This window comes from Streptomyces sp. NPDC102406, from assembly GCF_044765725.1.
Classification (GTDB): domain Bacteria; phylum Actinomycetota; class Actinomycetes; order Streptomycetales; family Streptomycetaceae; genus Streptomyces.
Genome location: NZ_JBIWKP010000002.1, coordinates 435,232 through 461,394, shown reverse-complemented (window position 1 = coordinate 461,394; position 26,163 = coordinate 435,232). Strand labels below are relative to the sequence as shown.

The window sequence follows — 26,163 nt, the reverse complement described above, 5'->3', positions numbered from 1 at the left end:
CCCGTCCTCAGTCGCGGGCGGCCCGTACGTCACCGTTGACCGTGGTCAGCGTCATGGTGCGGGCGGGCCGGTCGCCGCCCGCGGGGAGCGTGATCAGGGGGCGGCCGTTGTCCGTGGTGGCGTTCACCCGGTAGGCGGGGGAGTCGTGCGGGACGGAGACGTCCACCGAGCCGTTGACGGTCCGCCCGGCGACCTGCCGCGGGGCGGTGGCGCACCCCAGGGTGACATCACCGTTGACCGTACGCGCCCGCAGTGCCGACGCGCGTACGGCGGTGGTCCGCACGGAACCGTTCCGGGTCGCGAGCCGTACCGTCGCCTCGCGCTGCCCCGAACCCGTCACCGTCACATCGCCGTTGACGGTGGTCAGGTCCAGGGGGCCGGACACCCCGGCCGCATCGACCCCGGCGTTGCGCGCGGTGACGGTGACCGAGGTCCCGGCCGGGACGCCGATCTCCGGCATGCGCGGGCAGGGGCGGTCCGGCCCGTCGTCCTTGCGGCACGACAGATCGAGGACCCGGCTGCGGCCGTGCCCGGACCAGTGGGAGGCGACGGCCTGGTCGACGCCGATCTCGTCACCGTCGGCGGGCCGCAGACGCACCCCGTTCTCCGTGGTGATCGTCAGACGCGTGACGGAACCTGTCAGTTGTGCGTCCGCCGCGTCGGACCGACCGTGCCCGTCGCCCTCCGCGCACCCCGCCAGAAGAGGGCCCGCCGCCAGCACGAGAGCCCCGACGGCCAGATACCGGGCGGATGACTTCATCGCTGCCTTCATCCCGACCGACTGCCCCGTGCCGGGCCCCGCTCACCCGATCGCGGAACCCGGCCTGCCGCAGGGGGCCGCGGAGGTCTGAGGGCCCCGCCCTCCGCCCGGAGGCGGAGGGCGGGGTGGCGGGCTCACTGCCGAACCCTCCCGGGAGGGGTTCGAGGTGATCCGTGTCGCACGAAGTCCCCTGAACAACGAGGGTGAAACGTGGGAAACCGGCGGTGTCTCGCGTGACATCGGCCGGAACCTCGCGCCGGCCGGGGGCGTGTGCCGCCCGGCCGTGGGTAGGCGCGCCCCACACGGGCCGCGCCGGCTGCGCCGCCCGCCGACTGAGGGGTCCGAGGATGGAGCGAGCGGGGGCGCGGTTTCCGGCGCGTTGGGAGGACGGCGGCGTCCTGGTCGTCGAGGTCGTCGGCGACTTCGACGGACCCGCCGCGGCCGAGCTGAGCGGGCTGCTGACGCGTACGGCACGGACCGGACAGCGGCTCTTCGTGGTGGACTTCCGGGAGGTCGACCGCTGCTCTGCGGACGCGGTCCGGCAGTTCGTCGGCGCGGGCCCGGAGACCGAGGCGCTGCCGGGCGGCTTCCTCGCCGTCGTCCCCGGCACCACCGCGCGCCCCGTGCTGGACGCCGAGGGTGCCGATCGCCTGTCGGGCGGCATCCACGACACCGTCCTGAGCGCCCTGGAGGCCTGCCGGTCCTCGGCACCGGAGGCCGGGGGAGCGGGCGTCCTGAACTAGCGGCTAGTCTTCGCATCCGTACTGCCCGACACGGGGTGCCCCACGACATCGACGGGGCTGAGATCACACCCGTAGAACCTGAACCAGTTAGCACTGGCGGAGGGATGTCAGCGATGCCGACACCGCACGCGCCCGCGACCACGCCCGCTTTCGACGGACGGATGCCCGCCGCGCCGGGCGACTGGCGGCCCGAGGCGCGGGGCATCGCGCCGGTCCCCGAGGACGCCCGGTACGGCGGCGCCGGACGGCTGTTCACCGTGTGGTTCGCGCCCAACCTGACCATGAGCGGCGTCTTCACCGGCACCGTCGGCATCGCCCTCGGCCTGGACTTCGCCACCGCCCTGGCCGCCGTGGTCCTCGGCACCGTGCTCGGCGCCGTGCCCACCGCGTACCTCGGCACGTGGGGCAGCCGCACCGGAGCGGGGCAACTGCCCCTCGCCCGCCTGGCGTTCGGCCGGGGCGTCGTCGTCCCCGGCACCCTGCAATGGCTGTCGTCCATCGCCTGGGACGCGCTCATCGGACTGTTCGGCGCGGACGCGCTGGCCCGTCTCTGCGGCTGGCCGTTCTGGCTCGGGGCGCTGGTGATGATGGCGGCCCAGGGAGCCTTCGGAGCACTGGGCTACGAGGCCGTCCACCGCCTCCAGAAGTGGATGACGGCCGTTCTGGCCGTCGCCCTCTGCGCCCTGGCGCTGCGGCTGGCGCACACCGGTGTCACGCCCGCCGGCCACGGAAGCGCTCAAGGCGCCGACCGCGCCGGGGCGTTCGTCCTCACCACCACCATCGCGTTGAGCCTCGCGATCTCCTGGGCCCCGTACGCCAGTGACTTCAGCCGCTACCTGCCGCGCACGACCTCGGCGCCCCGCATGTTCTGGTGCACGCTGGCGGGCATCGTCGTGTCCTTCACGGCCGTGCAGACGCTCGGGCTCTGGGGCGCCTCCGTCTTCACCGACCAGACCGCCCGGGGCGTCGACACACTGCTGGGCGGGGGAGTGATCGGCTCCGTCGGGCTCCTGGCCGTCGCGCTGGCCGCGCTGTGCAGCAACGCGATGAACGACTACAGCGGTTCACTGGCACTCCAGGTCATCGGCGCCCGCCTGCCACGCCCGCTCGCCGCCGGGCTCGCCGCGCTCCTCGGGTTCCCGCTGGCGCTGTGGATGCACGCCGCCGACACCGCGGCCCGCTTCCAGGACGTACTCCTGTTCGTGGGCTACTGGATCCCCGGCTTCGTCGCCGTCGTCCTCGTCGACTGGCTGGCCCGGGCCCGCGCGCGAGCGGGCGCCCCCCTCGACCTCGCCACCGAACTCTCCCGGCGACGGCCCTCCTGGCCCGCGCTCCTGGCGTTCCTCGCCGCCTTCGCCGCCACGGTCCCGTTCATGGACACGAGCCTCTACGTCGGCCCGGTGGCGCGGGCGCTGCACGGCGCGGATCTCGGCTACTACGTCGCCTTCATGACCGCGCTGGTCATCTACGCCCCGCTCAGGCCGGGCGTCCGGTACGGCCGGAAGAACGCCCGCAGTTCCTCCGCGTAGAGCTCGGGCTCCTCGAACACCGCGAAGTGACCGCCGCGGGCGGGCTCGGTGAAGCGGACCAGGTGGGTGGTGCGCGCGAGCCAGGCGCGCGGCGGGCGGACGACATCGCCGCGGAAGACCGAGAAACCGGACGGCACCTCGACCCTTCGGGTGAGCTGCGGGGTCGATCGCCGCGTTCGCGTGGTACATCCGCATCGACGAGCCGATCGTCCGCGTCAGCCAGTACAGGGTGACGTTGGTGAGGATCTCGTCCTTGGTGAAGCTGCGTTCGACGTCCCCGCCGCAGTCGCTCCACGCCCGGAGCTTCTCCACGCTCCACGCGGCGAGCCCGGCGGGTGAGTCGGTGAGTCGGTGAGTCCGAAGGCTGCGGTCTGCGGCTTCGTGCGGTGCATCGCGGCGTACGCCCCCCTCGCCCGCGGCGCCGAACCTCGCGTAGCCGAGGACGGACATGAGCTCGGCCCGGAAACCGGCGACGGCGATCGCGTCGAGCGGCGGACCGATCGGAGTACCCGTGACCCGGGTTGTCGGGCACGACCACGTCGAAGGCGTCGGCGGGGTCCGCGCCGTGCGCCCCGGGATCGGTGAGGAGCGGGACCACCTTGGAGCAGCGCCAGAACGAGTCCGGCCAGGTCGTCGCCCGCAGGCGTGCGCGCAGGTCCTCGATCGCGGCGGGCGGGGTCTTCGGGCTGAAAGGTTCCGGGCGGGGCGAGGGTCCGATGTGGGGCGCATGCCAACTCGCTTGCTCCGCGGGCCTGTTGGGTTCCGGCGACCGCCTGTCTGCCTGTCGACCTGTCGGCTTTGCGACGTGCGCGCGCCCGTGACCACGCGCTGACCGCCGACCGGCGTGCTCCGGTCGGCATGTCAGGGCATACGCGGGTCAGCGTGTCCGGCCGGCCACCAGGCGGTAGACGAGCAGCACGATCACCGAACCGATGATGGCGGCGATCCATGTGGAGAGGCTGAAGAAGCCGTTGATCGAGTGGACTCCGAAGATCACCTTGCCGAGCCAGCCACCGAGGAGACCACCCACGATGCCGATCAGCATCGTGATGAGGCAGCCACCCGGGTCCTTGCCGGGGGTGAGTGCCTTGGCGATGGCTCCAGCGATGAGCCCGATCAGGATCCAGGCGATGATGCCCACGAGTTCGTCCTTTCCGTTCGGTGCGGGGACGCTGCAAGCAGCAGCGATCTTCCTTATGTCCCGGACCGATCTTCGTACACAGGACCAAGGTCCTCATCTGCGCCGGAGAAGTTGCTGCGCGTTCCCGGGCGCCATAATTTGGCGCCGAGACGACCTTTCAGGGCTGAAGGCCAGGAGCGGCACCAGCACAGGAAGAGACAAGCCTGATGGCGAAAGGCTCGCCGCGCGGAAAGCTCGGACGGACCCGGACCCGGACACGGGGGACACCACCGCACCGCACACCCGCCACGGACCGCATGGTGCGCACCCTCCTGCGGCAACGCAAGAAGACGCTGAGCGCCGCGGACGTGACGGTGTCGGACCGGCCGACGGTCCGGCGCGCCGTGACGGCCGCCGCGCTCGGCAACACGATGGAGTGGTTCGACTTCGGCGTCTACGCCTATTTGGCGGGCACCATCGGCAAGGTCTTCTTCCCCTCCAGCTCGCCCGGCGCGCAGGTGGTCTCCACCTTCGCCACGTTCGCCGCGGCCTTCCTCGTCCGCCCGCTCGGCGGTTTGGTCTTCGGGCCGCTCGGTGACCGCGTGGGCCGCCAGCGCGTCCTCGCCGCGACCATGATCATGATGGCGGCCAGCACCTTCGCCGTCGGGTTCCTGCCGTCGTACGCCTCGATCGGCTTCGCCGCGCCGCTGCTGCTCCTCCTGTGCCGCCTGGTCCAGGGCTTCTCCACCGGCGGCGAGTACGCGGGCGCCACGACCTACATCGCGGAGTACGCGCCCGACCAGCGCCGCGGCTTCCTCGGTAGCTGGCTCGACTTCGGCACCTTCGTGGGCTACTCCCTCGGCTCCGGGCTGGTCACGGTCCTGACGCTGACCCTCGGCGCGGACGGTCTGGAGAGCTGGGGATGGCGCATCCCCTTCTTCGTCGCCGGACCGCTCGGCCTCATCGGCCTGTACATGCGGCTGAAGCTGGAGGAGACACCCGCCTTCCAGCAGGAGGCGGCCAACGAGGCGGCGGCGCGCGGAGCGGGGGACGGGGACGGCGACACGGACCCCGTCGAGGCGGCCCGGCAGTCCGGCAAGGGCCGCCTCAGGGAGATCTTCGCCCGCCACTGGCAGGCCCTGCTGATCTGCATGGGGCTCGTGCTGCTCTACAACGTCACCAACTACATGGTGACGTCCTATCTGCCGACCTTCATGACCGTGACGCTGGGGGAGAGCGACACCACCGCGCAGCTCCTGGTCCTCGGCACCATGCTGCTCGTCGTCGTCGCGATCACCGTCGTCGGCCGCAGCTCGGACCGGTGGGGCAGACGCCCCCTGTTCATGGGCGGCAGCATCGCCATGATCGTCCTGGCGGTCCCCGCGTTCCTGCTGATCAGAGAAGGCGGCATCCTGCTGCCCGCGTTCGGCTGCGTGATCCTCGGCCTGCTCCTGGTCTGCTTCGCCGGAACGGCGGCGGCCACCCTGCCGGCCCTGTTCCCCACCCGGCTGCGCTACGGCGCCCTGTCCATCGCCTACAACCTGTCCGTGTCCGTGTTCGGCGGCACCACCCCGCTCTTCGCCTCCTTCCTGGTCGACAAGACCGGCAACACCCTCGTCCCGGCGTTCTACCTGATGGTGGCCGGGCTGATCGGTCTCGTGTCGACGTTCTTCCTGTACGAGACCGCGGGCCGTCCGCTGCGCGGCTCGGGCCCGATGGTCGAGACGTCCGACGAGGCCCGCGCCCTCGTGGCCCGCAGCCGCACCGACGCCGGGCGGCACGCGCGAGACGTATGGCTACGCCTGTGGCACCCCCTCGGCGGGCGGGGCCGCGGTCGCACTCCCCGGGACAAGGACTGACGGCCGGCCGTACCCCGCGCGCACCCGCCATGGTCATGTCCGTCTCATCCCGCGGTTAGAGGGCACACGGAGGAGGACCCTCACACACTAGGAGCCACGACGATGGACGATTCCTCCCTGCGCGCCGTGGGGTGGGCACGGTCCCTGCCGATGAACAGCGGAGTGAAGGCGGCCCGGGACTGGACCCGTGACCATCTGCGGGCGCTCGGCTGGCTGGAGCGTGCGCCGGACACGGTGGACGCGGTCCTGCTGGCCGTGTCGGAGCTGGTCACCAACGCCCATGTGCACGCCAGGAGCGCGGCGCTGCTGGTGCTGACCTGGGACGGCGACTGCCTGCACGTCACCGTGCACGACTCCTCGCCGCGCCCGCCCGAACCCCGCAAGCCGGACGACGACGCCCTCGGCGGTCGCGGCATGCTGCTGATCGACGCGCTGGCCGACACCTGGCGGGCCTACCCGTGCCCCCGCGGCAAGGACGTCACCGCGTGCTTCCGCCCGGCGTACGTCGCGTGAGCCCGCGGGTTCTCACACCCCGCCGGTGAGGACCTTGTCCGGGGTGAGGGGCAGTTCGCGCAGCCTGACCCCGGTGGCGTGCCGGACGGCGTTTCCGATCGCCGCGGGCGTGCCCACGATGCCGATCTCGCCGATGCCCTTGCTGCCCATGGGGTTGAGGTGCGGGTCCTCCTCCTCGATCCAGTGCGCCTCGATCGCGGGTACGTCCGCGTGCGCGGGCACATGGTAGGAGGCCAGGTCGGACTCGGTGAAGTCGCCGAAGGCGGGGTCCATGGTGCTGTCCTCCGTCAGCGCCATCCCCAGGCCCATCGTCATCCCGCCGATGAACTGGGAGCGTGCGGTACGGGGGTTGAGGATGCGCCCGGCCGCGTACACGCCGAGCAGCCGGCGCACCCGTACCTCGCCGGTCACCGTGTCGACGCCGACCTCGGCGAAGTGGGCGCCGAAGGCGTGCCGGGCGTAGGCGCTGTCCGCGTCGGCGGTACCCGCGGTGTCGGCCGCGGCCGTGACCCCCTCCGGGGGCAACGGCTGCCCCTGCCGCCCCCGCAGCGTCTCGGCCAGTCGCGTACAGGCCGCGTGGACCGCCCACCCCCAGGAGGCCGTGCCGGAGGAGCCGCCCGCGAGCGGCGCCGTCGGCAGGTCGCTGTCACCGATCCGGATGCGCACCCGGTCCAGCGCCACATCCAGCGCTTCGGCGGCGACCTGGGCGAGCACCGTACGGGCGCCCGTGCCGATGTCGGTGGCGTTGACCCGCACCTCGAAGCCGCCGTCCGGGCGGGCGTGGGCGCTCGCCCGGCTCGGGGAGACGAGCACCGGGTACGTCGCCGCCGCCACGCCGGTGCCGATCAGGACCGGCCCTTGCCTGCGCGCGCGGGGGCGCGGGTCGCGCTCGGCCCAGCCGAAGCGCCGGGCACCCTCGCGCAGGCACTCGGCGAGGTGCCGGCTGCTGAAGGGCAGCCCGCTGTCCGGCTCGGTGTCCGTGTCGTTGCGCAGGCGCAGCTCGACGGGGTCCATGTCCAGGGCCACGGCCAGTTCGTCCATCGCGGACTCCAGGGCGTACATGCCCGGCGCCTCACCGGGAGCCCGCATCCACGAAGGGGTCGGCACGTCGAGGGGGAGGACGCGGTGGGTGGTCCGGGCGTGCGGCGAGGGGTAGACGACGCGGGTGGCGGCGGCGCCCGTCTCGACGAACTCCTTGACGCGCGAGGTGTACGAGGTCACCTCGTGCACCACGGAGACCAGCGTGCCGTCGGTCTCGGCGGCCAGCCGCACCCGCTGCGACGTGGGCGAGCGGTGACCCACCACGGTGGGCAACTGCCGCCTCGGCAGGGCGAGTTTGACGGGTCGTCCGGTCACCCGCGCCGCCATGGCGGCGAGCACCACGTGCGGGCGGGGCGTCCCCTTGGAGCCGAAGCCGCCGCCCACGTGCTCCGAGACGACCGTGACCCGGTCCTTCGCCAGGCCGAACAGGTCCGCGAGGGTGTCGCGCACCGTGGAGCTGCCCTGGCTGGAGTCGTGCACCGTGAGGCGCCCGTCCCGCCAGACGGCGGTGGCCGCGTGCGGCTCCATCGGGTGGTTGTGCAGCGGCGGCACCCGGTACAGGACGTCGACACGGACGGGCGCGGACGCGAACGCGTTGTCCGCCTCGCCGCGCAGGTGCTCGCCCGAGGTGCCGTCCTGGTCCTCGGGGACGTAGAGGTCGGGGTGGTCGGTGCCCAACTCCACCTCGTGCGGCTCCTCGGCGTAGGAGACCCGTACCGCGGCGGCGGCCTCGCGGGCGGTCTCCAGGGTGTCGGCGACGACGAGGGCGACGTACCAGCCCCGGTGCGGGACCCGCGCGTCCTGGAGCACGGCGAGCGTCGCGTCGTCCGGCTCGTTCAGGCGCGGCGCGTCGCGGTGGGTGAGGACGGCGACGACGCCGGGCAGCGCCAGCGCCTCCGTGTCGTCGATGCCGCTCACCCTGCCGCGCGCGATCGTGGCGGGCACGGGCCACGCGTAGGCGCATCCCTCGGGGGTGTGTTCCGCGGCGTAGCGGGCGGTCCCCGTCACCTTCGCGGGGCCCTCCCTGCGCCCGGCGGGCGAACCGAGTGCGCTGACCGTGTCCGGCATGATGTCTCTTTCTGTGAGCGGGGGCGGGGCGTCAGGAGGCGGTGGGGGCGCCGGCCAGGCGGCGCAGCACGTCGCAGGCCACATTGCGGGCGAGCGGGACCTTGAAGGCGTTGTCCCGCAGCGGTGCGGCGTCGGCGAGTTCGGCGTCGACCGCCCGCCGGAACGCGTCGTCCGTCGCGGGACCGTTCACCAGCGCCTGTTCGGCGCGCAGCGCGCGCCAGGGCCGGTGGGCGAGCCCACCGAAGGCGATCCGCACGTCGCGGACGACACCGTCCCGCACGTCGAGGACGACGGCCACGGAGGCGAGGGCGAAGGCGTACGACGCCCGGTCACGGGCCTTGCGGTACGCGCTGGGCAGCCCCGCCGTCGTGGGCGGCAGGAGAACACCGGTGATCAGCTCGCCGGGCTCGATCTCGGTGTCCCGCTCCGGCCGGTCGCCGGGCAGCCGGTGGAAGTCGGCGGCGGGCAGCGTGCGGGCGCCCGCGGAGCCGTGCAGCTCCACCTGGGCGTCGAGGGCGGCGAGCGCGACCGCCATGTCGGAGGGGTGCGTCGCGATGCACTGCGGCGAGTGGCCGAGGACGGCGTGGTCGCGGTGCACGCCGTCGCGCGCGCCGCACCCGGACCCCGGCTCCCGCTTGTTGCACGGTTTGCCGGTGTCCTGGAAGTAGGGGCAGCGGGTGCGCTGGAGGAGGTTGCCGCCGGTCGTGGCCATGTTCCGCAACTGGCCGGAGGCGCCCGCGAGCAGCGCCTGCGACAGCACGGGGTAGCGGCCCCGGGCCAGGGGATGGGCGGCGAGGTCGCTGTTGCTCACGGTGGCGCCGACGCGCAGGGAACCGTCGGGCAGTTCCTCGACCGTGTCGAGCGGCAGATCTTGGACGGCGACGAGGGTGCCGGGCTGTTCCACGCCCAGCTTCATGAGGTCGACGAGGTTGGTGCCGCCGCCGAGATAGCGGGCGTCCGGCCGGCCCCCGTGGGCGGCGGTCGCCTCTTCGACGGTGCGGGCGCGCACGTAGCGGAAGGGTTTCACCGGATCACGTCCTCGACGGCCTCGACGATGTGCGGGTAGGCGCCGCAGCGGCACAGGTTGCCGCTGAGCCGTTCGCGGATCTCGTCCCTGGTGAGCGGCACGGGCTCGCCGGTTCCCGCGTCCGGGGGCGTGACGTGGGAGGGGTGCCCCGCCGCGGCCTCGGCGAGGGCGCCGACCGCGGAACAGAGCTGCCCGGGTGTGCAGTAGCCGCACTGGAAGGCGTCCCGCTCCACGAAGGCACGCTGGAGGGGGTGCAGTTCACCCTCGGCCGTGTCCGGCAGACCCTCGACCGTGGTGATCTCGGCGCCGTCGTGGGCGACGGCCAGCATGAGGCAACTGTTCGCGCGCCGGCCGTCGACCAGGACCGTGCAGGCACCGCACTGGCCGTGGTCGCAGCCCTTCTTGGCGCCGACGAGACCGAGATGTTCGCGCAACACGTCCAGGACGGTCGTGCGGTGGTCGAGAGGCAGGCGGTGCGGGCTGCCATTGACCGTCAGAGACACGTCCGAACGGAAGGCATCGGTGGGCATGGGGCGCTGCTCCTCGGGTGATGCGGGGACTGCGATGGACATGGCACATCCCCAGCCTGGGCCAGGACGCGCCGTGCGGCATGCCGGGAGCGCCCGGCGCGCACGCTCATGCGGGGTGTCCGGCGGTGATGTCGAGGGTGTCGTGCAGCGAGAGCGGACGGCCCTCGGTGTCCGGCGACGCCCCGCCGGTGACCGGGTCCAGGACGAAGGCGACGTGGTCGCCCCCGTCGAACCGGTCGTGGACCCGGCCCGCGAACCAGGCGAGCGCGTCGTCCAGGACGGGCACCCCGTCCGGGCCCTCGGACCAGCCGAGCCCCGTGAACTTGTCGTGCTGTACGCCGCAGCGCCCCCCGAACACCTCGGCCAGATGGTGCATCCGCCGGTCGACGAGGTGCACGGCCAGGCTCTGCGCCGTTCGGGCGAGACGGTAGGTGTGGTTCGCCTTGGACAGCCACACGGCGAACCGCACGGGGTCGAGGGAGCACTGGGCCGCGAAGCCGACGAGGCACCCCGCGCGTTCGCCGCGGGCGGCGGTGGTGACCACGTAGACGGGGGAGTCGGCCAGCGAGGTGAAGGCGTCGAAGCCGTCGACGTCAGCCACGGCGACCTCCCGGCCCGCCCGCGTCCTCCGGCCCCGCGTTCGGCCGTCCGCTCATGCGCCCTCCTCTCCGCACTGCTGGCATGGAGTCGTCCGATCACCCCAGCGACGTTCGGAGCCAGCCGTGCCCGGTCCCGTGCCCGAGCCCCTTCCCGACCCCGCGAACGACGACCCCTTTCCCGCCGAGTGCGCCCGTACGCATCTCTACGCGGGCGCGCGCTGCCTTGTGCGGGGCCTGCCCGATCCGGCCGGCTTCGCCGCCGCCCCCACCGCGGTCGGCCTGGCCCTGCGCTTCTCCGACGGGGTCACCACCGCGGCGGAGCTGCTGGTCTCCGACCGGGGCGACCTGGCCCTGGCCGTCGCGGCCCACACCACGGCCGCCGGCACCCCGACGGCGGAACGGCTGTGGGGGGTGCGGCGGACGCTTCCCGCCGAGGGCGGCGTGGAACTCGTGATCGGCCGCCGACAGGACCAGGAACCCACCGGCCCCCGGAAGTGAGACCTCGGGCTGCCACACCCCACCTACGATGCCCTCCGTGATTACCTGCGTGGTCCACTACGAGATCGGCCCGGCGAAGATCACGCGTGCGAGCGGTTCGACCGCCGCTGCATGCGGCTCCTCGACCGGCACGGCGGCACGCACCACGGCTACTTCCTCCCGGCCGAAGGCGCCGGCGACCTCGCCCTCGCCCGGTTCGGCTTCCCCAGCCTCGCCGCGTACGAGCAGTACCGCGCGCGCTACGAACGCACCTTCATGCGCCCGCTGCTGCCCGATTCCTCCGCGCCTTCCGACGGTGACACACGCCCGTAGCACCACCTTCGAAAAGCCCGTGCAGGGTTGATCGTCGGGCCACCGGGACAGACACACGGGGTTCGCACCGCACCGAGACCGCCGGGAGGCCAGCAGCCGGCCCGGCCGACCGAGACTGGGGACGACCGACATGACCATCAGCCGCAGGGGACTGCTCGCCACCGGTGCCGCCTTCGGCCTGCTCACCGCATGCGGGTCCGACACGGGACGCGGCGAGGGGAACGAATCCGGCACGGGACTTGAACTGTCGCAGTGGTACCACCAGTACGGCGAGCAGGGCACCGAGCAGGCCGTGAAGAGGTACGCCGCCGCCTACAAGAAGGCGCGGGTCACCGTCCAGTGGCGCCCGGGCAACTACGACCAGCAGACGGCCGCCGCCCTGCTCACCAAGTCGGGACCGGACGTCTTCGAGGTCAACGGCCCCACCCTGGACCAGATCCAGGGCAAGCAGGTCGCGGACCTCACCGACCTCTTCGAGGGCGTCAAGGACGACTTCAACCCGGCGGTGCTCGCCCCGAAGACGTACGACGGGAAGATCTGGGGCATCCCCCAGGTCATCGACATGCAGATGCTCTTCTACCGCAAGAGCATGCTCGACGACGCGGGAGTGCGACCGCCCGGCACGCTCGACGAACTCGTCGACGCGGCGGCGAAGTTGACGAGCGGGAAGGTCAAGGGCCTCTTTCTCGGCAACGACGCGGGCGCGGGTGTCCTCGGTGGCACCCCGCTGTACGCGGCCGGACTCTCCCTCGTCACCGACGACGGCAAGGTCGGCTTCGACGACCCGGCCGCCGCCCGCGCGCTCGGCAAACTGCACCAGTTGTACGCCGACAAGTCGCTGCTGCTCGGCGCCCCCGCGGACTGGTCGGACCCGTCGGCGTTCATCCAGGGCCTCACCGCCATGCAGTGGTCGGGACTGTGGGCGCTGCCCGCCGTCCAAAAGGCCCTCGGCGACGACTTCGGGGTGCTGCCGTTCCCGAAGGACGGCACCCACGGCGCCCCGTCCGTGCCCGTCGGCGCGTACGCCGCCGCGGTCTCCACGCGCGGCGCGCACCAGCGGGCGGCCAAGGACTTCGCGAAGTGGCTGTGGATCGACCGCACCGCATACCAGGAGGACTTCGCCCTCGGCTACGGCTTCCACATCCCGGCCCGCGTCTCCCTCGCCGAGAAGGCGGACAGGCTGAAGGACGGCGCGGCGGCCGACGCCGTCCGCTTCACCACCGAACACGGCTACGCCCAGCCGCTGTTGTGGACCCCGGCGTCCCAGACCGCCTACCAGGACGCCCTCAACCGCGTCATCAAGGACGGCGCGAACCCGGAGAGCGAACTGCGTGACGTCGTGCGGAAGGTGTCGGCGGAGCTGACCCGCGTGACGTCCAGGTGAGCGCCGTCCCGTCGCAGTCGGCGAAGCGGATCACCCGTCGCCGCACGGGATGGTTCTGGGTGTTCGTCGGCCCCTTCGCCCTCGGCCTCGGCCTGTTCACGTACGTGCCGCTCGCCTGGAGTGTCTGGCTGAGCTTCTTCGATGCCCACAACACCGTCACGCCGGACCGTTTCGTCGGCCTCGACAACTACGTCTCGCTCCTTGAGGACGACGCGTTCCGCGACAGCCTGTGGACGTTCTGCCTCTTCACCCTCTTCATCGTGCCGACGACCTACGCCGCCTCGCTCGCGCTCGCCCTCATGGTGAACCGGCTGCGGCGCGCCCAGGCGTTCTTCCGCTCGGTCTTCTTCCTCCCCGCCGCGTGCAGCTACGTCGTCGCCGCGCTGATCTGGAAGATGTCCCTCTTCAACGGGGTGCGGTTCGGGCTCGCCAACACCCTGCTCGGGTACGCCGGTTCGGACCCGGTCGCCTGGCTGTCCACCACGGACCCGCCCTGGTACTGGCTGGTCGTCGTCACCGTACGACTGTGGCTCCAAGCGGGGTTCTACATGATCCTCTTCCTGGCGGGCCTCCAGCGGATCAGCCCAACCCTCTACGAGGCGGCGGCCGTCGACGGCGCCAGGCCCGGCTGGCAGGTGTTCCGGCACATCACCTTCCCCCAACTGCGGGCGACCTCCGTCGCCGTCGTGCTGCTGCTCGTCATCAACGCCTTCCAGGCCTTCGACGAGTTCTACAACCTGCTCTCCGACGCCCGCGGCTATCCGCCCTACGCCCGCCCGCCGCTCGTCTACCTCTACTACACGGCCCTCGGCCAGGGGCAGAACCTCGGCCTCGGCAGCGCGGGAGCGGTGCTTCTCGCCCTGATCATCGCGGTGGTGACGATCGGGCAGGCACGGTGGTTCGGCCTCGGCAGGAAGGAGGCGGACTGATGCCGCCGATCCGAGAGGGCGACGCCCTCGTCCGCGCCGGCCGGGCCCTGCGGCTCGTCCTCCTCATCGCCCTGGCGACGCTCTTCCTCATCCCGTTCTACCTGCTCGTCCGCAACGGCCTCGCCACCGAGCAGGACATCACCTCGCCCGACTGGACGTTCTTCCCCTCGCGGCTGCGGTGGGACAACGTGCGCGAGCTGTTCGAGGACACCTCGGTCCCCTTCGCCCGGTCCCTGCTCAACTCGGCGCTCATCGCCGTCGCGACGACCCTGGGCACCGTGCTGCTCGCCTCGCTCGCCGGTTACGGCCTCGCCCGCATCCCGTACCGGCACGCGAACAAGGTGTTCTACGTCGTCCTCAGCACGCTCATGGTTCCGGCGGCGGTGACGTTCGTGCCCACCTTCGTCCTGGTGTCGTCGCTCGGCTGGGTCTCCACCCTGCGCGGGCTCATCGTCCCGACGCTGTTCTCCGCGTTCGCCTGTTTCGTCTTCCGCCAGTACTTCCTCGGCTTCCCCGGCGAGCTGGAGGACGCGGCCCGGGTCGACGGCCTCGGCCCCTGGCGCACGTACTGGCTGGTGGTGGCGCCGAACGCCCGGCCCGTGTTCGCCGCCGTCGGCACCATCGTCTTCATCGGGGCCTGGAACGCGTTCCTGTGGCCGCTGGTCATCGGCCAGGACCGAGACGCGTGGACGGTGCAGGTCGCCCTGTCGTCGTTCACGACCTCCCAAGTGGTGCGCCTGCACGAGCTGTTCATCGCCGCCACGGTCTCGATCGTGCCCCTGCTCGTGGTGTTCCTGCTGTTCCAGCGCTGGATCGTGGCGGGGGTGGAACGCTCGGGTATCGACTGACCGGGCCGGCCGACCCGGTCGCACGGCATCGTGAGGCGGAGGACATCGCGCCATGTTCGGCGGGGCCCGTTTGAAGACGGGCCCCTCGGACAGTCGGGTTACGTCGCCGGACAGGACGCACGATGCAGCCCTGCATCGCCTGACTGCATGCGACTGATGTACGGAGGTAGCACTATGACCGAGAACATCTGGAACTACCCGGCCAGTGCTGGTCACACTCCGAACGCCGACCTGACGGGGTACAAGGTCGAGGCCACCGACGGGCACATCGGCAAGGTGGACAAGCACTCCAACGATGTCGGTTCGCAGTACATCGTGGTCGACACCGGTGTGTGGATCTTCGGCAAGGAGGTCCTGCTCCCCGCCGGCACGATCATCGGGATCGACGCCGAGGCGAAGACCATCCAGGTGGCGCGCACCAAGGACGAGATCAAGAGCGCGCCGGAATTCAACAAGGAGAAGCACCTGGGCGACGCCGGCTACCACGAGCAACTGGGCTCGTACTACGGCACGTCCGGCACGTCCGGCACCCCCGGCACACCTGGTACCCCGGGCGCGCCCGGCGCTCCGGGCACGGGCCCCGGCCGACCCACGATCTGAGGGTCGCCGACGCGACACACCGGGACAGAGGGCCGGGCCGCCATGTGGGGTCCGGCCCTCGCCCGCGTACGCCGCCCCTGCCGGCCCCGCATTCCACGAGGTGGGAAGGGCGGCACTTCGGGGAACGCGTCCGTGCATGTCCATGGATCACACACAGGCCCCTGTCCTGGAAGCTCTCGACGCCTACCGGAGCAACGGCTCGCTCGCGTTCACCCCGCCCGGGCACAAGCAGGCCCGCGGCGCCGATCCCGAGACCCGCAGGGTCCTCGGGGACGCCGTCTTCTTCGGTGACCTGCTCGCCTCCGGCGGCCTGGACGACCGGCGCCGGCGCGGCCAGTATTTGCGCCACGCCGAGGAACTCATGGCGGACGCCGTCCACGCCGACCACACCTTCTTCACCACCTGCGGCAGTTCCCTGTCGGTCAAGGCGGCGATGCTGTCGGTCGCGGGCCCCGGCGACCACCTGCTGATCGGCCGGGACGCCCACAAGTCCGTGGTGTCCGCCCTGATCCTGTCCGGCATAGTGCCGGTGTGGGTCGAACCGCGCTGGGACGCCGAGCGGCACCTGGCCCACGCCCCGTCCGCGGCGGACTTCGAAGCCGCCCTGAAGGCCCACCCCGACGCCAGGGGCGCCCTCGTCACCAGCCCCACACCGTACGGCGCCTGCGCCGACCTGGCCGCCATCGCCGACGTCTGCCACCGCCGGGGCCTTCCGCTCATCGTCGACGAGGCGTGGGGCGCGCACCTGCCGTTCCACCCCGACCTGCCCACCTGGGCGATGGACGCGGGCGCGGACGTCTGCGTGACCAGCATCCACAAGATGGGCAGCGGCCTCGAACAGGGCTCGGTCTTCCATCTCCAGGGCGACCTCGTCGCACCGGACGTCCTGAAGAACCGCGCGGACCTGTGGGGCACGACCAGCCCCTCGGTCCTCATCTTCGCGGGCCTGGACGGCTGGCGGCGCCAAATGGCCCTGCACGGGCGCGAGTTGCTGACCCGCGCCCTGGAACTCGCGGGCGAGGTGCGCGCGGGCATCGAGGCGATCGACGGCATGCACGTGAACGACCGGAGGGACTTCTGCGGCCCGGGTCTCGCCGACGACCTCGATCCGCTCCCCGTCGTCGTCGACCTCACCGGGCCCGCGCTGTCCGGTTACCGTGCCGCGGACTGGCTGCGCGAACACCGCGGCATCGACGTCCACCTCGCTGACCACCGCCGCATCAACGTCCAGATCACGCACGCCGACAGCCACGAGACGACAAGGCCGCTGCTGCGGGCCCTGCGGGACCTCGCCGACGCGGCGCGCGACTGGGACGCGGCACCGCCGGTCGAGGTCCCGGACCCGGACGAACTGCGGATGGAGCAGGCGTGCCTGCCGCGGGACGCGTTCTTCGCCCGGACCGAGGACGTGCCCGTCGACAAGGCGGCGGGCCGGGTCGCCGCCGAGATGGTGACGCCCTACCCGCCCGGCATCCCCGCGGTCCTGCCGGGCGAGCGCCTCACCGAGCCCGTCCTCGACTACCTGTCCTCGGGCGTCGAGGCCGGAATGAACCTCCCGGACGCCGCGGACCCCTCCTTCCGCACCGTCCGCGTGACGCAGGACTAGAGGAGGGAGGGGCCACCGCCCGGCCGGAGCGCGCTAGAGAGCGTCCCGGGGCAGCGTCTCGTTCCAGGTGCGCGAGAAGACGCGGCGGTCGGACTCGTACGCGTCCAGCGTCGCGTTCACCTGGAACGAGGTGGCGTCGCAGCGCAGCGTCGTACTGGTGCGCACCCGTACGTCCCAGTCGTCGCGCCGGAAGCTCATGGTCCAGGTGGACTCGCCCGCCGGCGACGTGAAGTCGTCGGCCGTCGACGTGTACCGCTCCACCGCGCGGCACCCCACATCGAGGTCGATGTCGTCGAAGTGGAGGGTGCCGCGGTCCTTCACGATCTCCAGGGTGGAGCCGTAGTCCACCAGGTCCCGGGTCACCTCCCAGCGCTCCTCCGGTGGGGTCACGGAGCGGGCGGTGAGGGGGGACGCGCCCTCCGGCGCCTCGAAGGCGGGCACCGGCGTGTCGTCGTCGCTCCCGGCGGGCCGGACCGGCAGCACCGCGCGGCAGGACTCCTCGTGGACCGTCAGGAGCGTCGGGCACGGCGGCGGCCAGGCCAGCGGCCAGTACGACGTCGACAGGGAGAGCCGGACCCGGTGGCCGGGCGGGAACGCCTGGGCGACGCCGTTGAGGTTGACCACGGCGCGGTAGCGCTCTCCGGGCTCCAGCGGGGCGGGCTCGTCCCCGCCGTCCCGGCGCGTCAGGTTGAGGATGCCGTACGTGACGCGGGTGGCCCGCCCGTCGGGCGCCACGTCGGAGAGCCGCGCCGCGATCATCGCGACGGGCCGGTCCGCGCTCACCTCGACCTCGACGCGCGGCACCCCGAGGATCTCAAGGCGCTCCGTGAGCGGCTCCGTCTCGTAGACCAGGGAGCCGCCGTCCTCCTCGCGCTGGTCGTAGGGAAGGTCCGGCGGCGCGTTGTACGAGGCCCACTTGCCGGCGAACTGCCCCACGGACAGCGGGGACTGGATGCTCGCCCCGACCGGCTCCCCGGCCTTCTCCGCCGGGGACGACAGACGGCCCGAGCCGAGCTGGTAGGCGGTCTCCTCGATGCGCTCCGACGGCCAGGACTCACCCACCCAGCGCCCGGGGCGCTCCTCGTAGGACGTGGACGGCGGGACGCTCTCCTGCATCCAGGCGCGCAACATCGGCCCGTCCATCACCCCGTTGTCCACGCCCTTCAGCCAGTGGTCCCACCAGCGCACGACCTCCTGGAGGTAGCCGATCGCGGGCCCCGGCTCACCCAGGTGCGGATACTTGTGCGACCACGGGCCGATCAGGCCCTTGCGGGGCACGTCGAGGTGGGCGAGCAGCCGCGTCACGGCGTTGGAGTAGCCGTCCGCCCAGCCGCTGGAGGCCAGCACGGGGCAGCGGACCGCCGCGTAGTCCTCGCAGACGGAGGCGTGCCGCCAGTAGGCGTCGCGGCGCTGGTGGCGCAGCCAGTTGAGCACCCACGGCTCGACCGCCTCCAGGCGTTCGTGCCACATCTCGCGCCAGGCGTCGCCGACCGTCGCGGGGTCGGGCGGGCAGGTGGAGTAGGCGAACATCGTGCCCGCCTCACCCAGGTTGTCGGAGAGCAGCGCCCCGCCCATGTAGTGCATGTCGTCGGCGTAGCGGTCGTCCGTGAACGAGGAGAGGACGACGGCCCGCAGGCTCGGCGGTCGGCGGGCGGCGACCTGGAGCGCGGCGAACGCGCCCCAGGAGATGCCCATCATGCCGGTGTTGCCGTCGCACCAGGGCTGCGCGGCCAGCCATTCGAGGACTTCCTCGGCGTCGGCCTGCTCACGTTCCAGGTACTCGTCGGTGAGGACGCCCTCGGAGTCGCCGGTGCCGCGCAGGTCGACGCGGACGCACGCGTAGCCGTGACCGGCGATGTACGGGTGGTGGATGGAGTCGCGGACCGAACTCAGGTCCCGCTTGCGGTAGGGGATGTACTCCAGGACGGCGGGGACCGGGGTGTTGTCGGAGGAGAGGGGACGCCAGATCCGGGCCGACAGGTGGATGCCGTCCGACATCGGGATCCTGACGTTCTCCTCTTCCTTGGTGGCGTGCGGGAGATGATCGACGTAGCGCATAACTCTCTCAGGACGAGTGGTCGGTCGGGCTGTCGAAGCTCAGGCGGAGGGCGGCCACGCAGCGGTCGAACTTCTCGCGCAGCTCCTCCTCACTGTCTCCGCCGGTGAAGATGTGCGCCACCTCGTAGCTGTAGCTGTCCTGCTGGCCGATCTCGGAGAGGCGCTGCTCCTGGTCGGGGACGATGTCGATGCGGACGCCGGGGATCGACTCGGCGATCCTGGCGACCTCGTCGGCCGACGGGATCCGGCGCACGACACCGTCGGTGAACCAGCGGTAGTACCACTTGGCCGCCAGCGCGTAGGGGCCCTCGCGGTGCGGGAGCGCGGGGTCCTCGCCCAGGGCGAGCGCCAGCATGCAGTGGTGGTTGGGCACTCCGTCGACGTACTGGAACAGTTCGGCGTGCGACTGGGAGTGGCGCGGGTTGATCTCCAGGACGGCGACCGAGTCGGTGTGCGGGTCGTAGAAGAACTCGATGCTGAACGTCGCCTCGTTCATGCCGATGCGGCGCATCACCCGCTCGGACACGTCCCGCAGCCGCTGCTGCACGGGCGCGGGCAGCGCCGAGGGGTACTGATGGCGCAGGAAGCTCGTCGAATCCGGGTAGTTGATCGAGTCGAGTACGCCGTAGACGGTGACCTCGCCGTCGTGGACGTACCCCTCGACGGCGACCTGGAGCCCTTCGAGCGCCTCTTCCGCCAGGCACACCTGGGCGCCCACCCCGGCCATCTCCGAGGGCAGTTCGAGCTGCTCCAGGATGTACTCGAAGGGGCGGCCGACCCGCGCTATGCCGTCGCGGATGTGCTCGACGGCGTCGCGGAACTCCGTCATGTCCTCGACGCCGTAGGCGAGTTCGGAGGAGTACGAGAGCGCCGGCTTGAGCCACATCGGGAAGGAGACGCCCTCGGGCGGCCGGGGGTCGTCCGCGGTCAGGTCGACGCGCCCGAAGTTCGGGTGCTCCGAGACGACCTCGGCCTGGACCAGCCGGCTCCAGTACTTGTGCTCGCACTTGACGACCGACTCCAGGCTCGTGGCGCGGGTGCCGTACCGCTCGCCGAGAATGGCCACCAGCGTGCTGACCGGGAAGTCCCAGTAGCCGACGATCGCGTCGATCGGGCCGTCGAAGGCGTCGAGCACCTTGCAGGCCCGGTCGATGAGGTCGGGGACGCTGACCTCGCCCTCCTGGAGTTCCTCGATGGTCAGCAGGCGATGGAACTCCAGGTCGCGGGCGCGGGGGACGGCTTGCAGGGTCGGCAGGTTGGCGTCGTCCAGTCCGAGGACGAACACGTTCTTGCGGCGCTGAGTCACGTGCGGCTCCCAAAGTTGACGATGGGGGCCTGGGTACCCGTCGTCAGCCCTGGCACACGTCCCGCTCCACCGCCGCCACCTGCGACAAGCCCGCCCCCCTGTGCCTCACGTGTCCCGGTGCCCGCCGGGCAGCATCTCCTGCACCTTCGCCTTGAAGCCCTGCTTCAGCACGTCCGCCGAGTCGCTGTCACCCTTGAGGATCGCGGTGGCCGCCGCCTCGATCTGGTCCAGCGTGGCGTGCGGCGGGATCGGCGGCACCGCCGGGTCCGTGCGGAAGTCGAGCACGAACGGCCGGTCGCAGGCCAGCGCCTGGCGCCACGCGCTCTCCACGTCGCCCGGCTTCTCCACCCGGGCGCCGCCGAGCCCGATCGACCGGGCGAAGTCCGCGTACGCCACGTCGGGCAGCGCCTGCGAGGGCAGGAACTGCGGCGCCCCCGACATGGCCCGCATCTCCCAGGTGACCTGGTTGAGGTCCTGGTTGTTGAGGACGGCCACGACGAGCCGCGGGTCCTCCCACTCCTTCCAGTACTTGGCCGCCGTGATCAGCTCGGCCATGCCGTTCATCTGCATCGCCCCGTCGCCGACGAGGGCGATGGCGGGCCGCCCGGGATGCGCGAACTTCGCGCCGATGACGTACGGGACGCCCGGGCCCATCGTGGCCAGCGTCCCCGACAGCGAACCGCGCATGTCGCCGCGCAGCCGCAGGTGACGCGCGTACCAGTTGGCGGCCGAGCCGGAGTCCGCGGCGAGGATGACGTCGTCGGGCAGGAGCGCGTCGAGGGCGTGGACGACGTACTCCGGGTTGATCGGGTCGGCCTCGACGGCGGCGCGCCGCTCCATCACCTGCCACCAGCGGGCGGTGTCCTTCTCGATCTTCTTGCGCCACTTGCCGTGGGACTTCTTGCGCAAGTGAGGCAGCAGCCGCTCCAGGGTGGCCCGCGCATCGCCGACGAGGTTGAGCTCGAAGGGGTACCGCAGCCCGATCATGTGCGGGTCGATGTCGATCTGGACCGCCCGCGCCTGACCGAACTCGGGCAGGAACTGGCTGTACGGGAAGCTGGAACCGATGACCAGCAGGGTGTCGCACCCCTGCATCAGCTCGTAGGAGGGGCGGGTGCCGAGCAGGCCGATGGACCCGGTGACGTACGGCAGGTCGTCGGGCAGGGCGTCCTTGCCGAGCAGCGCCTTGGCGACGCCCGCGCCCAGCACCTCGGCGACCTGCTGCACCTCGGCGCGGGCCCCTCGCGCGCCCTGGCCGACGAGCACGGCGACCTTCTCGCCCGCGTTCAGGATCTCCGCGGCCTTGAGCAGGTCCTCCTCGGCCGGGACCGGCGCGTAGGAGGACATGCCGAGGCTGGAGGGGACCATCTTGAAGGCGTGCGTGGGCGGCGTGTAGTCGAGTTCCTGCACGTCGGCGGGGACGATGATCGCGGTGACGGTACGGCGCGCGTACGCGGTGCGAAAGGCGCGGTCGATGACGCCGGGGAGTTGTTCGGGGACGGTGACCATCTCGCAGAAGTCGGACGCCACGTCCTTGTAGAGGCTCAGCAGGTCGACCTCCTGCTGGTACGAGCCGCCCATGGCGCTGCGATTGGTCTGCCCGACGATGGCGACGACCGGGACGTGGTCGAGCTTGGCGTCGTAGAGCCCGTTGAGGAGGTGGATCGCGCCCGGTCCCGAGGTGGCCGCGCAGACACCGGCCCGCCCGGAGAACTTCGCGTAGCCGACCGCCTCGAACGCGGCCATCTCCTCGTGGCGGGCCTGGATGAACTCGGGTTTGTTGTCGGCGCGTCCCCAGGCGGCGAGAAGGCCGTTGATGCCGTCGCCCGCGTAGGCGAAGACATGCTCGACCTCCCATTCGCGCAGGCGCTCCAGGATGTGGTCGGAGACCTTCTGCGTCACGGGTCAGTCCTTTCGTGCGGTGGTGTTCTCGCTCTGTCGGCCGCGTGGGGCCAGGTGTGTCCGGGTTGCCGTCATTCGTCGGCCTATGCGCCGTGGGCCGGGGCCGTCCGCGGCTGCGGGAGATCGGTCGCCGCCAGCGCGGTGCCCCGCAGGCTGCCGAACCACAGCCGTCCGTCGGCGCGGTACGCACTGGTCGCCATGGAGAAGCCCCGGGGCAGGCGCCGCACGTCGTGGACGGTGCGCCCGTCCGGGGCGATGCCGAGCGCCCGCACGGAGCGGCGCGGGCCGGGCAGCAGCCGGGCGGGCAGCGCCGCGAGGCCGCGCCGCACGGCCGCCGGGCCGCGGTGCAGCGCGTCGACCAGCGGATCGCGGGGGCCGGCGATCGCCGCCCAGATCAGGCCGTCGGCGTCGCGGGTGAGGTTGTCGGGGAAGCCGGGCAGCGCGTCGGCCAGGACGTCGTGCCGCCCGGCCCGCTCGCCGTCGAGCCGGACCCGCACGAGGCGGTACGCGCCCGACTCGGCGACGACCGCGCACGACTCGTCGGCGGTGAGGACCACGCCGTTGGCGAACTGGAGCCCGTCGAGGAGGACGTCCACCGACCCGTCGGGCGCGAGGCGGATCAGCCGGCCGGTGCCGACGTGCTCCAGCAGGTCGCGCTTCCAGTCCCGCAGCCCGTACCGGGTACTGGAGTCGGTGACGTACACCGTCCCGTCCGCTGCCTCGGCCACATTGCTGCACAGGCCGAAGGGGACGCCCCGCACCCCGGTGAGCAGGGTGCGGACCGCCCGGGTGGAGAGGTCCACGGCGAGCAGGCCGCGTTCGGCGTCGCACACGAGCAGCGTGCCGTCGGAGCGCGGGGTCAGGCCCATCGGGCGCCCGCCGGTGCGCGCCACCTCCCGCACCTCGCCGGTGGCGGGATCGACGCGCAGCACGCGCCCGTCCGCGACCCCGGTCAGGAGCCCGCCCCGGCCGTCGCCCGTGACGTGCTCGGGCCCCTCCCCGCCGAGCGGCAGCAGCCGGGGCGGGGCGGCGCCGCCCCTACCGCGGCTCATCGGCGTCACGGTCCTTGCGGGCCCGCAGGCAGCGGATCATCTCCTCCGCGTAGGGGAGGGCGACGCACAGCCCCACTCCGGCGGTGATGGCGGCGAGGTACCCCGCCGACAGCGGGCGCTCCTTGGGGACGAGCTTCCAGTCGTCGGGCCGGCCACCGCCCCGCAGGGTCTCCCGGAGCTGGTCCCAGTGCAGACACGTGGTGAAGGCGGCGGCCGTCAGGGGCAGCACCTCCAGGAAGCTGTGGATGTGCTGCTCGACGGGGCGCACCTCACGTTTGTCGGTGGCCAGCGACACGTCCCACAGCGCCGTCGCACCGTGGGTGAGCGCCGCGCCGCCCATGAGGGAGAGCACCAGCGGGTTGATCTTCGCGGTGAGCCCCGCGACGACGGGCACACCGGCCTCGGTCATCATCAGGGCGTGCACCGCCGACTCGCGGATGCCACTGGTGTGCTCGATGTCCGTGCGCCGGTGCATCACCCAGTCGGCGACGGCCGGCACGAACCACAGCGGCAGCACGCCGTACAGCAGGAACCTGCGGCTGGCGTTCTCCACGTCGTCCGCCCCGCGCGGAACACGCAGGGCGGGACCGGAGCGCCACCGCTGCCAGCGGCTGAGCGTCGAACGGCGGATACGCATGAGTGCCTTTCCTCGTAGGGACGTGTCTGTACGTCGGGCCTCGCGTCGCCCGCGGGATCGTCAGGGGCGCGCGGCGTCGCGCAGCCGCGGCAGGACCTCCGCGCGGTAGAAGTCGAAGAAGCCCTGCTGGTCGGGGCCGATCTGGTTGACGTAGACCTCGTCGAAACCGGCGTCGGCGAACTCCCGTACCGCCCGGACGTGTTCGTCCTTGTCGTCGCCGCAGACGACGGCGTCGGACACCATCTCCTCGGTGACCAGACCGGAGGCCTGCTCGAAGTGGGCGGGCGTCGGCAGGACCTGGGGGAGTTCGCCGGGAAGCTGCTCGTTGGGCCAGAGCCGGTGCACGGTCTTGACGGCCTGCGCCCGGTCGGTGCCCCAGCAGACCTTCAGCCCGCCGATCACCGGGTTCTGGCCGCCGCCCGCCCGCCGGAACTGGCCGACCAGATCCGCGTCCGGCGTCATCGTCACGAAGCCGTCGCCGATCCGGCCGGCGAGCGCCGCGGCCTGCGGGCCGAACCCGGACACGTAGAGCGGCGGCGGGTTGTCGGGGAGGGTGTAGAGCCGGGCGTTCTGCACCGTGTAGTGCGCTCCGCGATGGGTGACCTGCTCGCCGCTGAACAGCCGGCGCATCACGTGCACGGCTTCCTCCAGCATCTCCATGCGCTGCGGGGCGTCGGGCCAGGCGTCACCGAGGATGTGCTCGTTGAGGGCTTCGCCGGTGCCTATGCCGAACCGGAAGCGCCCTTCGGTGAGGACGGCCGCCGTCGCCGCGGCCTGCGCGTTGATCGCGGGGTGCATCCGCACGGTCGGACAGGTGACCAGGGTCGTCACGGGCAGCGAGGTCACCTGGGACAGGGCCCCGATCATCGACCAGACGAACGAGCTCTGGCCCTGCTCGTCGTTCCAGGGGTGGAAGTGGTCGGAGATCGCCAGTGCCTGGAACCCGGCCTGCTCGGCGGCCCTGGCCTGGGACAGCAGCTCGGCGGGGGTGAACTCCTCCGAGGAGAGGAAGTAGCCGTATGTGGTCATGTCGCGCCTTCCAGGAACTGATCGCTGGGTCTTTTGTCTCAGTGGTCGCGAGTACCCGCCGGACGCCGCGCGGAACGGGTGACGCACGTCGCGCCCACCGGATCTCCGCACCCCAGGGGCGCTCCGGGTTCTCGTCAGGCGGAGCGCGACGTGCGCTTGGCCGTCTTCTTCGCGGTCTTCTTCGCCGTCTTCTCGGCCGAGGACCGCGCTCCCGTGGACCGCCCCGCCGTGGCCTTCTCCTCCGACCCCTTCTTCGAGCGGCCCGCGCTCTTCGTGGCCTTCTTGGCGGCGGCCTTCTTGCGCGGCATCTCATGCACGGTCGCCCGACCGCCCCCGGCACCGTCCCCCTCGGCGGACCTGGACTTCTTCGCCCGCTGCACGGACTGCTCCAGCGCCGACATCAGATCCAGGACCCGGCCCGACGGCTCCTCCTCCGGCTCCGCCACGGGAGGCTTCTTGCCGTCGGCCTTGGCGTGGATGACCTCCTCCAGGGCCGCCGTGTAGCGGTCGGCGGCCCACTCGGCGTCCTCCAGGGGCTCCTCGCGCGTCATCGAGTCGATCAGCAGCAACGCCTCCTCGACCTCCTCGCCGGTGATGTCGACCTCGTCCGGGGCCAGTTCGCCGGGGGAGCGGATCTCGTCGGGCCACTTCAGGGCGTGCAGGGCGATCACGTCCTCCTTCACGCGCAGCAACCCGAGACGCTCCCGGCCGTGCCAGGCGAACTTGGCGATCGCGGCCTTCGCGTTGCGCTCCAGCGCCTTGCGCAGCAGGACGTACGGTTTCGTGGCGGCCTGCCCGCCCGCCTCCAGGTAGTAGCCCTCGCCGATCTGGATCGGGTCGATGCTCTCGTACGGCACGAACGCGACGATCTCGATGGCCTTCGCGGTCGGCAGCGGGATCTCCCGCAGCTCCTCGTCGGAGACGGTGACGACCTCGCCCGGGGCGACCTCGTACCCCTTGCCGATCTCGTCCTGGCCGACCTCGCGGTCCTCCAGCTCGCACACCTTGCGACTGCGGACCCGTCCCATGTCGTCCAGGTGGTACTGGTGGAAGCGGATGCTGTGGTCCTCGGTGGCCGTCATGACCCGGATGGGGATGGTGACGAGCCCGAACGAGATGGCGCCGCTCCACACGGGACGGGGCATGACGAACCTCCCTGGTCGGCCCCGAGAACGCCAGCGTAGGCAGCGCACGGGCGCCCGGCACGTCGAGC

Annotated in this window: 23 protein-coding genes, 2 pseudogenes and 1 riboswitch; of the genes and pseudogenes, 11 read left to right on the top strand and 14 right to left on the bottom strand. The window is 72.0% G+C overall.

Annotated elements, in window-relative coordinates:
• Positions 1-7: 7 nt before the first annotated feature.
• Complete coding sequence (locus ACIRF8_RS10680; protein WP_404213130.1) at positions 8-760, bottom strand: DUF4097 family beta strand repeat-containing protein; 753 nt, start codon at positions 758-760, stop codon at positions 8-10.
• A gap of 347 nt (positions 761-1,107) precedes the next feature.
• Here ACIRF8_RS10680 and ACIRF8_RS10675 point away from each other — a divergent pair, with 347 nt between their 5' ends.
• The gene (locus ACIRF8_RS10675; RefSeq protein ID WP_404213128.1) at positions 1,108-1,503 is read left to right on the top strand and encodes a hypothetical protein; all 396 of its coding nucleotides are present in this window, start codon (positions 1,108-1,110) and stop codon (positions 1,501-1,503) included.
• A gap of 21 nt (positions 1,504-1,524) precedes the next feature.
• A riboswitch (TPP riboswitch) is annotated at positions 1,525-1,625 on the top strand.
• The gene (locus ACIRF8_RS10670; RefSeq protein WP_404213126.1) at positions 1,608-3,032 is read left to right on the top strand and encodes a purine-cytosine permease family protein; all 1,425 of its coding nucleotides are present in this window, start codon (positions 1,608-1,610) and stop codon (positions 3,030-3,032) included. Its footprint overlaps the riboswitch before it by 18 nt.
• Here the strand turns inward: ACIRF8_RS10670 and ACIRF8_RS10665 are convergent.
• Positions 2,969-3,696: pseudogene (locus tag ACIRF8_RS10665) on the bottom strand (alpha/beta fold hydrolase). The gene ACIRF8_RS10670 and the pseudogene ACIRF8_RS10665 sit on opposite strands and share 64 nt — an antisense overlap.
• 213 nt (positions 3,697-3,909) lie before the next feature.
• Positions 3,910-4,173 (bottom strand): GlsB/YeaQ/YmgE family stress response membrane protein, encoded by a 264-nt coding sequence (locus ACIRF8_RS10660; RefSeq protein ID WP_404213125.1) that lies wholly within the window; start codon positions 4,171-4,173, stop codon positions 3,910-3,912.
• A gap of 296 nt (positions 4,174-4,469) precedes the next feature.
• On the opposite strand from ACIRF8_RS10660, the gene proP reads away from it, so the two are divergent.
• Complete coding sequence (gene proP, locus ACIRF8_RS10655) at positions 4,470-6,011, top strand: glycine betaine/L-proline transporter ProP (RefSeq protein WP_404213123.1); 1,542 nt, start codon at positions 4,470-4,472, stop codon at positions 6,009-6,011.
• A gap of 102 nt (positions 6,012-6,113) precedes the next feature.
• Entirely contained in the window at positions 6,114-6,524 is a 411-nt protein-coding gene (locus ACIRF8_RS10650) for an ATP-binding protein (protein WP_404213121.1), read from the top strand.
• A gap of 12 nt (positions 6,525-6,536) precedes the next feature.
• Here the strand turns inward: ACIRF8_RS10650 and ACIRF8_RS10645 are convergent, their stop codons facing one another.
• The 4 genes from ACIRF8_RS10645 to ACIRF8_RS10630 all read right to left on the bottom strand — a co-directional run bounded on the left by ACIRF8_RS10645 (position 6,537) and on the right by ACIRF8_RS10630 (position 10,791).
• A complete protein-coding gene (locus ACIRF8_RS10645) occupies positions 6,537-8,633 on the bottom strand; it encodes a xanthine dehydrogenase family protein molybdopterin-binding subunit (protein WP_404213119.1) in 2,097 nt (698 codons plus the stop codon).
• Between the two features lie 31 nt (positions 8,634-8,664).
• The gene (locus ACIRF8_RS10640) at positions 8,665-9,660 is read right to left on the bottom strand and encodes an FAD binding domain-containing protein (RefSeq protein WP_404213117.1); all 996 of its coding nucleotides are present in this window, start codon (positions 9,658-9,660) and stop codon (positions 8,665-8,667) included.
• Positions 9,657-10,232 carry a 2Fe-2S iron-sulfur cluster-binding protein gene (locus ACIRF8_RS10635; RefSeq protein WP_404213115.1) on the bottom strand — a complete coding sequence of 192 codons (576 nt, stop codon included), beginning with the start codon at positions 10,230-10,232 and terminating at the stop codon, positions 9,657-9,659. The genes ACIRF8_RS10640 and ACIRF8_RS10635 overlap by 4 nt, the downstream gene beginning before the upstream one ends.
• Positions 10,233-10,296: 64 nt before the next feature.
• Positions 10,297-10,791: a flavin reductase family protein gene (locus ACIRF8_RS10630; protein WP_404213113.1), complete on the bottom strand. Its 495-nt coding sequence runs from the start codon at positions 10,789-10,791 to the stop codon at positions 10,297-10,299.
• A 121-nt stretch (positions 10,792-10,912) separates the two neighbouring features.
• Here ACIRF8_RS10630 and ACIRF8_RS10625 point away from each other — a divergent pair, with 121 nt between their 5' ends.
• From ACIRF8_RS10625 to ACIRF8_RS10595, 7 genes and pseudogenes are all read left to right on the top strand, one after another.
• A complete protein-coding gene (locus ACIRF8_RS10625; protein WP_404213111.1) occupies positions 10,913-11,287 on the top strand; it encodes a hypothetical protein in 375 nt (124 codons plus the stop codon).
• A gap of 111 nt (positions 11,288-11,398) precedes the next feature.
• Positions 11,399-11,599, top strand: coding sequence for an NIPSNAP family protein (locus tag ACIRF8_RS10620; RefSeq protein WP_404213109.1), 201 nt, complete (start codon positions 11,399-11,401; stop codon positions 11,597-11,599).
• A 130-nt stretch (positions 11,600-11,729) separates the two neighbouring features.
• Complete coding sequence (locus ACIRF8_RS10615; RefSeq protein ID WP_404213107.1) at positions 11,730-12,983, top strand: ABC transporter substrate-binding protein; 1,254 nt, start codon at positions 11,730-11,732, stop codon at positions 12,981-12,983.
• Positions 12,980-13,912, top strand: coding sequence for a carbohydrate ABC transporter permease (locus ACIRF8_RS10610; RefSeq protein WP_404213105.1), 933 nt, complete (start codon positions 12,980-12,982; stop codon positions 13,910-13,912). Before ACIRF8_RS10615 ends, ACIRF8_RS10610 begins: the two co-directional genes overlap by 4 nt.
• The gene (locus ACIRF8_RS10605; protein ID WP_404213103.1) at positions 13,912-14,760 is read left to right on the top strand and encodes a carbohydrate ABC transporter permease; all 849 of its coding nucleotides are present in this window, start codon (positions 13,912-13,914) and stop codon (positions 14,758-14,760) included. Before ACIRF8_RS10610 ends, ACIRF8_RS10605 begins: the two co-directional genes overlap by 1 nt.
• Positions 14,761-14,934: 174 nt before the next feature.
• A pseudogene (locus ACIRF8_RS10600) lies at positions 14,935-15,273 on the top strand (PRC-barrel domain-containing protein); the annotation flags it as partial.
• 223 nt (positions 15,274-15,496) lie between these two features.
• Positions 15,497-16,966, top strand: coding sequence for an aminotransferase class I/II-fold pyridoxal phosphate-dependent enzyme (locus ACIRF8_RS10595; protein ID WP_404213102.1), 1,470 nt, complete (start codon positions 15,497-15,499; stop codon positions 16,964-16,966).
• Positions 16,967-16,999: 33 nt separating this feature from the next.
• Here the strand turns inward: ACIRF8_RS10595 and ACIRF8_RS10590 are convergent, their stop codons facing one another.
• The 7 genes from ACIRF8_RS10590 to ACIRF8_RS10560 all read right to left on the bottom strand — a co-directional run bounded on the left by ACIRF8_RS10590 (position 17,000) and on the right by ACIRF8_RS10560 (position 26,095).
• Entirely contained in the window at positions 17,000-19,024 is a 2,025-nt protein-coding gene (locus ACIRF8_RS10590) for a CocE/NonD family hydrolase (RefSeq protein WP_404213100.1), read from the bottom strand.
• Between the two features lie 7 nt (positions 19,025-19,031).
• The gene (locus ACIRF8_RS10585) at positions 19,032-20,330 is read right to left on the bottom strand and encodes an acetyl-CoA carboxylase biotin carboxylase subunit family protein (RefSeq protein WP_404213098.1); all 1,299 of its coding nucleotides are present in this window, start codon (positions 20,328-20,330) and stop codon (positions 19,032-19,034) included.
• Between the two features lie 105 nt (positions 20,331-20,435).
• Positions 20,436-22,232, bottom strand: coding sequence for a thiamine pyrophosphate-requiring protein (locus ACIRF8_RS10580; protein WP_404213096.1), 1,797 nt, complete (start codon positions 22,230-22,232; stop codon positions 20,436-20,438).
• Between the two features lie 83 nt (positions 22,233-22,315).
• Positions 22,316-23,284 (bottom strand): SMP-30/gluconolactonase/LRE family protein, encoded by a 969-nt coding sequence (locus tag ACIRF8_RS10575; protein ID WP_404213094.1) that lies wholly within the window; start codon positions 23,282-23,284, stop codon positions 22,316-22,318.
• A complete protein-coding gene (locus ACIRF8_RS10570) occupies positions 23,271-23,921 on the bottom strand; it encodes a diguanylate cyclase (protein WP_404213093.1) in 651 nt (216 codons plus the stop codon). Before ACIRF8_RS10570 ends, ACIRF8_RS10575 begins: the two co-directional genes overlap by 14 nt.
• Before the next feature lie 60 nt (positions 23,922-23,981).
• Positions 23,982-24,950, bottom strand: a complete 969-nt coding sequence (locus tag ACIRF8_RS10565; RefSeq protein WP_404213091.1) for a TIGR03557 family F420-dependent LLM class oxidoreductase — start codon at positions 24,948-24,950, stop codon at positions 23,982-23,984.
• A 134-nt stretch (positions 24,951-25,084) separates the two neighbouring features.
• Positions 25,085-26,095: a Ku protein gene (locus ACIRF8_RS10560; RefSeq protein WP_404213089.1), complete on the bottom strand. Its 1,011-nt coding sequence runs from the start codon at positions 26,093-26,095 to the stop codon at positions 25,085-25,087.
• Positions 26,096-26,163: the final 68 nt, after the last annotated feature.

Bases quoted from the DNA above. Each gene is read 5' to 3' on its own strand.
- ACIRF8_RS10680 (WP_404213130.1), bottom strand. From the start codon at position 760: ATGAAGTCATCCGCCCGGTATCTGGCCGTCGGGGCTCTCGTGCTGGCG.
- ACIRF8_RS10675 (WP_404213128.1), top strand. From the start codon at position 1,108: ATGGAGCGAGCGGGGGCGCGGTTTCCGGCGCGTTGGGAGGACGGCGGC.
- ACIRF8_RS10670 (WP_404213126.1), top strand. From the start codon at position 1,608: ATGTCAGCGATGCCGACACCGCACGCGCCCGCGACCACGCCCGCTTTC.
- proP (WP_404213123.1), top strand. From the start codon at position 4,470: ATGGTGCGCACCCTCCTGCGGCAACGCAAGAAGACGCTGAGCGCCGCG.
- ACIRF8_RS10650 (WP_404213121.1), top strand. From the start codon at position 6,114: ATGGACGATTCCTCCCTGCGCGCCGTGGGGTGGGCACGGTCCCTGCCG.
- ACIRF8_RS10645 (WP_404213119.1), bottom strand. From the start codon at position 8,633: ATGCCGGACACGGTCAGCGCACTCGGTTCGCCCGCCGGGCGCAGGGAG.
- ACIRF8_RS10635 (WP_404213115.1), bottom strand. From the start codon at position 10,232: ATGTCCATCGCAGTCCCCGCATCACCCGAGGAGCAGCGCCCCATGCCC.
- ACIRF8_RS10620 (WP_404213109.1), top strand. From the start codon at position 11,399: ATGCGGCTCCTCGACCGGCACGGCGGCACGCACCACGGCTACTTCCTC.
- ACIRF8_RS10615 (WP_404213107.1), top strand. From the start codon at position 11,730: ATGACCATCAGCCGCAGGGGACTGCTCGCCACCGGTGCCGCCTTCGGC.
- ACIRF8_RS10605 (WP_404213103.1), top strand. From the start codon at position 13,912: ATGCCGCCGATCCGAGAGGGCGACGCCCTCGTCCGCGCCGGCCGGGCC.
- ACIRF8_RS10595 (WP_404213102.1), top strand. From the start codon at position 15,497: ATGTCCATGGATCACACACAGGCCCCTGTCCTGGAAGCTCTCGACGCC.
- ACIRF8_RS10590 (WP_404213100.1), bottom strand. From the start codon at position 19,024: ATGCGCTACGTCGATCATCTCCCGCACGCCACCAAGGAAGAGGAGAAC.
- ACIRF8_RS10575 (WP_404213094.1), bottom strand. From the start codon at position 23,284: ATGAGCCGCGGTAGGGGCGGCGCCGCCCCGCCCCGGCTGCTGCCGCTC.
- ACIRF8_RS10570 (WP_404213093.1), bottom strand. From the start codon at position 23,921: ATGCGTATCCGCCGTTCGACGCTCAGCCGCTGGCAGCGGTGGCGCTCC.
- ACIRF8_RS10565 (WP_404213091.1), bottom strand. From the start codon at position 24,950: ATGACCACATACGGCTACTTCCTCTCCTCGGAGGAGTTCACCCCCGCC.
- ACIRF8_RS10560 (WP_404213089.1), bottom strand. From the start codon at position 26,095: ATGCCCCGTCCCGTGTGGAGCGGCGCCATCTCGTTCGGGCTCGTCACC.